6 protein-coding genes are annotated in these 6,969 nt (G+C 70.6%); all 6 read left to right on the forward strand.

Annotated features, from left to right (window positions below):
• Positions 1 to 33 precede the first annotated feature (33 nt).
• The 6 genes from AC0682_RS20465 (at position 34) to AC0682_RS20490 (ending at position 6,853) form a co-directional block, all read left to right on the forward strand.
• Positions 34 to 1,371, forward strand: a complete 1,338-nt coding sequence (locus tag AC0682_RS20465) for a radical SAM protein (protein WP_019763021.1) — start codon at positions 34 to 36, stop codon at positions 1,369 to 1,371.
• Positions 1,372 to 1,675: 304 nt separating this feature from the next.
• A complete protein-coding gene (locus AC0682_RS20470; RefSeq protein WP_478534402.1) occupies positions 1,676 to 2,437 on the forward strand; it encodes a DeoR/GlpR family DNA-binding transcription regulator in 762 nt (253 codons plus the stop codon).
• 210 nt (positions 2,438 to 2,647) lie between these two features.
• Positions 2,648 to 4,018: an ABC transporter substrate-binding protein gene (locus tag AC0682_RS20475; RefSeq protein WP_478534403.1), complete on the forward strand. Its 1,371-nt coding sequence runs from the start codon at positions 2,648 to 2,650 to the stop codon at positions 4,016 to 4,018.
• A complete protein-coding gene (locus AC0682_RS20480) occupies positions 4,015 to 4,980 on the forward strand; it encodes a carbohydrate ABC transporter permease (RefSeq protein ID WP_478534404.1) in 966 nt (321 codons plus the stop codon). The genes AC0682_RS20475 and AC0682_RS20480 overlap by 4 nt, the downstream gene beginning before the upstream one ends.
• Positions 4,977 to 5,867, forward strand: coding sequence for a carbohydrate ABC transporter permease (locus tag AC0682_RS20485; RefSeq protein ID WP_478534406.1), 891 nt, complete (start codon positions 4,977 to 4,979; stop codon positions 5,865 to 5,867). Before AC0682_RS20480 ends, AC0682_RS20485 begins: the two co-directional genes overlap by 4 nt.
• The gene (locus AC0682_RS20490) at positions 5,864 to 6,853 is read left to right on the forward strand and encodes a zinc-dependent alcohol dehydrogenase family protein (protein WP_478534407.1); all 990 of its coding nucleotides are present in this window, start codon (positions 5,864 to 5,866) and stop codon (positions 6,851 to 6,853) included. The genes AC0682_RS20485 and AC0682_RS20490 overlap by 4 nt, the downstream gene beginning before the upstream one ends.
• Positions 6,854 to 6,969: the final 116 nt, after the last annotated feature.

Raw genomic sequence — 6,969 nt, forward strand, 5'->3', positions numbered from 1 at the left:
TCGCGGGTGGGGTGACAACGGAGGTTCGCGTACATGCCGAGCAGCAGTCGTACGGCACTGGTCGAGGACCTGATGGGGCGTTTCCCCGAGGTGCCCCGGGAAGCCGTCATCAAGGAAGACCTGCTGCGCGGCGGCATGGCCTTCGACGAGTCCGCGCTCAGCGGATCCATCGGCGGCGCCACCGGTGACGTGAAGCCGAAGTCCTACTTCATCTTCTCCTTCGACCACCGCACCCTGCCCGAGCTGGGCGCCGCCGCGCTCAACCGACCGCCGGAGGAGGTCGTCCTCACCGGCGGACCCTACGGGCTGCGCCGCACGGTGGTCTCGGTGCGGGTCAACCCCGACTCCCCCTACGTCGTGCGCGGCGGCGAGGACGGCACGCTGGGCCTCTACCTGGACGGGGCACGGATCGCGGACGTCGGCCTTCCGCCGATGCCGGAGTACTACCGTCACCAGCTCTCCAACGGCAAGTCCGTCATGGAGGTCGCCCCGACCATCCAGTGGGGCTACCTCATCTACCTGACGGTCTTCCGGGTGTGCCAGTACTTCGGCGCCAAGGAGGAGTGCCAGTTCTGCGACATCAACCACAACTGGCGCCAGCACAAGGCGGCGGGCCGCCCGTACACCGGGGTCAAGCCGGTCGAGGAGGTGCTGGAGGCCCTGGAGATCATCGACCGGTACGACACCGCGGGCGTCTCCCGCGCCTACACCCTCACCGGCGGCTCGATCACCTCCCAGGTCGGGGGACGCGACGAGGCCGACTTCTACGGCCACTACGCCAAGGCCATCGAGGAGCGCTTCCCCGGCCGCTGGACCGGCAAGGTGGTCGCCCAGGCGCTGCCCCGCGAGGACGTTCAGCGCTTCCACGACTACGGCATCCGCATCTACCACCCCAACTTCGAGGTGTGGGACCGTCGGCTCTTCCAGCTCCACTGCCCGGGCAAGGAGCGGTACGTCGGCCGCGACGAGTGGCACCGCCGCATCCTGGACTCCGCCGAGGTGTTCGGGCCGCGCAACGTCATCCCCAACTTCGTCGCGGGCATCGAGATGGCCGAGCCCTTCGGCTTCACCAAGGTGAGCGAGGCCATCGACTCGACCACCGAGGGGCTGCGGTTCTTCATGTCCAACGGGGTCGTGCCGCGTTTCACCACCTGGTGCCCGGAGCCCACCACTCCCCTCGGCAAGGCCAACCCGCTCGGCGCGCCCCTGGAGTACCACATCCGGCTGCTCCAGGCCTACCGGGCGACGCTGGAGGAGTTCGGCCTCAACTCCCCGCCCGGCTACGGCCCCGCGGGTCCCGGCCGGGCCGTCTTCTCCGTCAGCTCCTTCATGGACAGCCTCGAAGGGCTGGAGGAGGAGACCACCGTCTGACCCTTCCGCGAGAACGGGAGCCGTGCCTCCCCGGGGAGCGGGCCCTGTCCGACGGGCGCGTTCCCCGGACCGGGCGCGATTCGGGCGCCCGCCCCCGCCGAGCGGGCACCGGGAGCGCCCGGAAGACCCGCCGACAGGCGTGTGAGCAGCGGCGGCCCGCCGGGAATTCGGGCACGAACGGGCAGAGGGAATCCGGCGAAGAGCCTGGTCGAGCGGCTGACCCTGCTTGTAGAAACGTCACATGGGCCCGAACGGACCGGGCCGCCCCCCGAAAGCGCCGCCGCAAGAGCCAGGGATGTGTGTCGTGGACACCGACGAACGCCGCAGAGGAATTCTCGATGCCGCCCGACGGGACGGCTCGGTCGAGGTGAACGCGCTCGCGGCGCTCTTCCAGGTGGCCAAGGAGACCGTCCGGCGCGATCTGCACGCACTGGAGGAGCACGGCCTCGTCCGCCGCACCCATGGCGGCGCCTACCCGGTGGAGTCGGCGGGCTTCGAGACCACGCTCGCGGTCCGCACCACCCGCAACGTCCCGCAGAAGTCGCGGATCGCGGCCGCCGCCGCCGATCTGCTCGGGGACGCCGAGACCGTCTTCGTCGACGAGGGCTTCACCCCCCAGCTCGTCGCCGAGGCCTTCCCCCGGGACCGCCCGCTGACCGTGGTGACCGCCTCCCTGGCCGTCGCCACCGTCCTCGCTGACGCCGAGAAGATCTCCGTCATCCTGCTCGGCGGCAGGGTCCGCGGCTCCACGATGGCCACCGTCGACCACTGGGCCTCCAGGATGCTCGCCGGCTTCGTCATCGACCTCGCGTACGTCGGTGCCAACGGCATCTCCCGCGAGTACGGCCTCACCACCCCCGACCCGGCCGTCAGCGAGGTCAAGGCCCAGGCCATGCGCAGCTCCCGGCGGCGCGCCTTCGTCGGGATCCACGCCAAGTTCGGCGCGGTGAGCTTCTGCCGGTTCGCCGGGATCGGGGACTTCGAGACGATCGTCACCGACGCCGGGCTCTCCTCCGCCGAGGCCCAGCGCTACTCCCTCCTGGGCCCCCAGGTCATCCGCGTCTGACCCCGCGCCCCCGGTCCCGTACCGGCCGCGCACCCCCCGTACCACCGCACCCCGCCCCCGCCGGGGCGCGGTCGGCCCTGCCCCGGTACACCCCGATCGGACCACCCGGCATCCCCGTATCCCCTTGTTCCCCCATCGCTTCATCGCTCGCCGCCTTGCCGCCTTCGACCGACCGGATCACCGAGCCGCTACGACTGATCAGGAGTCCCCATGCGCCACCACCCCCGCCGACGGCACGGACCACGCCGCCTGCCGCGCGCCGCCGCCGTGGCCACGGCACTCGCCCTGCTCGCCACCGGCTGCGCCGGAGCGGGCGGGACCTCCTTCGGGGGCGGTGACGCCCTCAACGTCCTGATGGTGAACAACCCGCAGATGGTCGAACTGCAGAAGCTCACCAGGGAGCACTTCACCAAGGAGACCGGTATCACCGTCCACTTCACGGTGCTGCCCGAGAACGACGTCCGCGACAAGATCAGCCAGGACTACTCCAACCAGGCCGGTCAGTACGACATCGCCACCATCTCCAACTTCGAGCTGCCGTTCTTCGCCGAGAACGGCTGGCTCCGCCCGCTGGACGAATACGTCGAGGCCGACCCGGACTTCGACCAGCAGGACATCCTCCCGCCGCTGCGCGCGTCGCTGACCCACAAGGACGGCAGGCTCTACGCCCAGCCCTTCTACGGCGAGTCCTCCTTCCTGATGTACCGCAAGGACGTCTTCGAGGAGGAAGGGCTCACCATGCCCGCCAGACCCACCTGGCAGGAGGTCGCCGCACTCGCCGCCGCGGCCGACGGTTCGCGGCGCGGGATGAAGGGAATCTGCCTGCGTGGACTGCCCGGCTGGGGCGAGGTCATCGCCCCGCTCACCACCGTCGTCAACACCATGGGCGGCACCTGGTTCACCCAGGACTGGCAACCGCAGCTGACCGCACCGGAGTTCAAGAGGGCGACCCGGTTCTACGTCGACCTCGTGCGCAAGCACGGACAGCTCGGCGCCCCGCAGTCCGGGTACGCCGAGTGCCTCAACAACATGACCCAGGGCAAGACCGCCATGTGGTACGACGCCACCGCCGGCGCCGGATCACTGGAGGCCAAGGGCTCACCCGTCAAGGGCAGGATCGGGTACGTACCGGCCCCCGTCGAGCGGACCGACAGCTCCGGCTGGCTCTACACCTGGGCCTGGGGCATGCAGAACGCCACCAGGAAGGCCGACGACGCCTGGAAGTTCATCTCCTGGGCCTCCGGCAAGGAGTACGAGGAACTCGTCGGCGCCACCAGCGGCTGGTCCAACGTCCCAGCGGGCAAACGCGCGTCCACCTACGCCCACCCCGACTACCGCAAGGAAGCAGGGGCGTTCGCGGACGTCACCCAGCAGGCCATATCCGAGGCCGACCCCGACAACCCCGGCACCCAGCCTCGCCCAACGGCGGGCATCCAGTTCGTCGGCGTACCGGAGTTCACCGACCTCGGAACCAAGGTGGCGCAGGAGATCAGCGCCGCCATCGCGGGCCGCCAGTCGGTGGACGCCGCGCTCGCCGCCTCCCAGAGGCTGGCCGAGAAGGTCGCGGAGGAGTACCGATGACCGCCACGACGGCCGTGCGGCCGACCCCGCCCCGTCCCGCCCCCGCCGACAAGCGCCCCACGGGCAGCAGAGCCAAGGCCTGGGCGACCCGCGCACCGCTCCTGCCCGCCCTCGTCTTCCTGATCGTGGTCACCCAACTGCCCTTTGTGGCAACGCTGGTGATCTCCTTCTTCGACTGGAACCCGCTCAAGCCGGACCAGCGCCACTTCACCGGATTCGCCAACTACGGCTCGGTCTTCACCGACCCGGCCCTGCGCGACTCGGTCCTGACCACCGTCCTGCTCACCGCCACCGTGGTCATCGTGAGCGTCGTCCTCGGCCTCGCCTTCGCCCTTCTGCTCGACCGCACCTTCTTCGGCCGGGGCTTCGTCCGCACCCTCCTCATCACCCCGTTCCTGATCGTGCCGGTCTCGGCGGCGCTGCTGTGGAAGCACGCCCTCTACAACCCTGCATACGGGCTGTTCAACGGGGCCTTGACCTGGTTCGGGAATCTCTTCGGCATCGACTCCCCAGCCCAGCCGGAGTGGACCTCCCAGATGCCCCTGATGGCGATCGCCGCCGCCCTCGTCTGGCAGTGGACGCCGTTCATGATGCTGATCCTGCTGGCCGGACTGCAGAGCCGCCCCGCCGAGATGATGGAGGCCGCCCGGCTCGACGGCGCGGGCCCCTGGCAGATGTTCCGTTTCCTCACCCTGCCCCATCTGCGCCGCTACCTCGAACTCGGCGTCCTGCTGGGCTCGGTCTACATCGTGCAGAACTTCGACGCCGTCTTCACCATCACCGCGGGCGGCCTCGGCACCGCCAACCTCCCGTACACCGTCTACGAGACCTTCTACCGGGCCCATGAGTACGGACTGGCGTCCGCCGTGGGCGTGGTCGTGGTGATCGGTACCGTGATCATCGCGACGTTCGCGCTCCGGGTGGTCTCCTCCCTCTTCCGTGAGGAGGCGAGCCGCGCATGAGCGCCTCGACCGCAGCACCGGCCCGCCCCCGCGCCACCACGAGATCCGCCGCCCCGAGGAACCGGGTCCGCAGGCGCTCCACCGCTCTGGGTCTGGCCGCCTGGGCCGTGGGCCTGGTCTTCTGTCTGCCCGCCCTGTGGATGGTGCTGACCTCCTTCCACTCGGAGGCCGACGCGGCGGCCAACCCGCCCTCCCTGGCCGCCGCGCTGACGCTCGACGGCTACCGGACGTTCTTCGGCGGAGGAGGCGGCCCCACCCCCTGGCCGCCGCTGGTCAACTCCTTGATGGCGTCGGCGTTCTCCACCGTGCTGGTTCTCCTGCTGGCGCTTCCGGCGGCGTACGCGCTCTCCATCCGCCGGGTGCGCAAGTGGACCGACGTGATGTTCTTCTTCCTCTCCACCAAGATGCTGCCGGTGGTCGCCGGTCTGCTGCCGCTCTACCTGTTCGCGAAGAACACCGGTCTCCTGGACAACATCTGGCTGCTCGTCCTGCTCTACACCTCGATGAACCTGCCGGTCGCGGTGTGGATGATGCAGTCCTTCCTCGCCGACGTCCCCGTCTCCATCATCGAGGCGGCCCAGGTCGACGGGGCCAGGCTGCCCACCGTCCTCGGCCGGGTCGTCGCCCCGGTCGCCGCCCCCGGTATCGCCGCCACGGCCCTGATCTGCTTCATCTTCAGCTGGAACGAGCTGTTGTTCGCCCGGGTGCTGACCGGCGTGGTAGCCGGGACGGCCCCCGTCCATCTGACCACCTTCGTCACCAGCCAGGGCCTCTTCCTCGCCCAGCTGTGCGCCGCGTCGGTGGTCGTGTCCCTGCCGGTGCTCGTCGCCGGCTACGCCGCCCAGGACAAACTCGTCCAGGGCCTTTCCCTGGGAGCAGTCAAATGAGGGCAGCCATCGTCGAGGCCCCCGGCAAGGTGTCGGTCGCCACGGTCGACGACCCCGCGCCCGGTCGGCGTGACGTGGTCGTGAAGGTGGCGTCCTGCGGGCTCTGCGGCACCGATCTCCACATCCTCCAGGGGGAGTTCGCCCCCACCCTGCCGATCGTGCCGGGCCATGAGTTCGCCGGTGAGATCGTCGCCCTCGGCACCGACGTCACCGAACTGGCCGTCGGGGACAAGGTGGCCGTCGACCCCTCTCTCCACTGCCACGAGTGCCGCTACTGCCGCTCCGGCCGCGGCAACCTCTGCGACAACTGGGCCGCCATCGGCGTCACCGTTCCCGGGGGTGCGGCCGAGTTCGCCGTCGCCCCGGTCGCCAACTGCGTCCGACTCCCCGACCACCTCGACGTCGCCGACGCCGCCCTGATCGAACCGCTCTCCTGCGCGGTCCGCGGTTACGACGTGCTGAGGGGCAACCTGGGCGCCGAGGTGCTGATCTACGGCTCCGGCACCATGGGCCTGATGATGCTGGAGCTGGCCAAGCGTACGGGCGCCGCCTCGGTGGAGGTCCTCGACGTCAACCCGCAGCGCCTTCGGACCGCCACGCTCCTGGGCTGCACGGGGGCGGCCGCCCGCGCCGAGGAGTTCGACCGCCCCGGCGGCTGGGACGTGGTCATCGACGCCACCGGCAACGCGGGCGCCATCCAGGACGGCCTGGGCCGGGTCGCCAAGGGCGGCACGTTCCTCCAGTTCGGGGTGGCGGACTACGCCACGACCGCGGTCATCGAGCCGTACCGGATCTACAACCAGGAGATCACCATCACCGGTTCGATGGCGGTCCTGCACAGCTACGAGCGGGCCGCCGCGCTCTTCGCCGGCGGGGTGCTGGACCCGGCCGTCTTCATCAGCCACCGGCTGCCGCTGGAGCAGTATCCGGAGGCGATCGACCAGTTCAGGGCGGGGGTGGGGCGCAAGATCGTGGTGCAGCCGTAGCTGTGGCGGAAGCGCGGTCGAGGGGGGGGGGGGGGGGGGGGGGGGGGGGGGGGGGGGGGGGGGGGGGGGGGGGGGGGGGGGGGGGGGGGGGGGGGGGGGGGGGGGGGGGGGGGGGG

The organism is Streptomyces sp. NPDC043746 (assembly GCF_056436485.1).

Excerpts from the sequence above, each read along its gene's own strand:
- AC0682_RS20465 (WP_019763021.1), top strand. The coding sequence starts at position 34 with ATGCCGAGCAGCAGTCGTACGGCACTGGTCGAGGACCTGATGGGGCGT.
- AC0682_RS20475 (WP_478534403.1), top strand. The coding sequence starts at position 2,648 with ATGCGCCACCACCCCCGCCGACGGCACGGACCACGCCGCCTGCCGCGC.
- AC0682_RS20480 (WP_478534404.1), top strand. The coding sequence starts at position 4,015 with ATGACCGCCACGACGGCCGTGCGGCCGACCCCGCCCCGTCCCGCCCCC.
- AC0682_RS20485 (WP_478534406.1), top strand. The coding sequence starts at position 4,977 with ATGAGCGCCTCGACCGCAGCACCGGCCCGCCCCCGCGCCACCACGAGA.
- AC0682_RS20490 (WP_478534407.1), top strand. The coding sequence starts at position 5,864 with ATGAGGGCAGCCATCGTCGAGGCCCCCGGCAAGGTGTCGGTCGCCACG.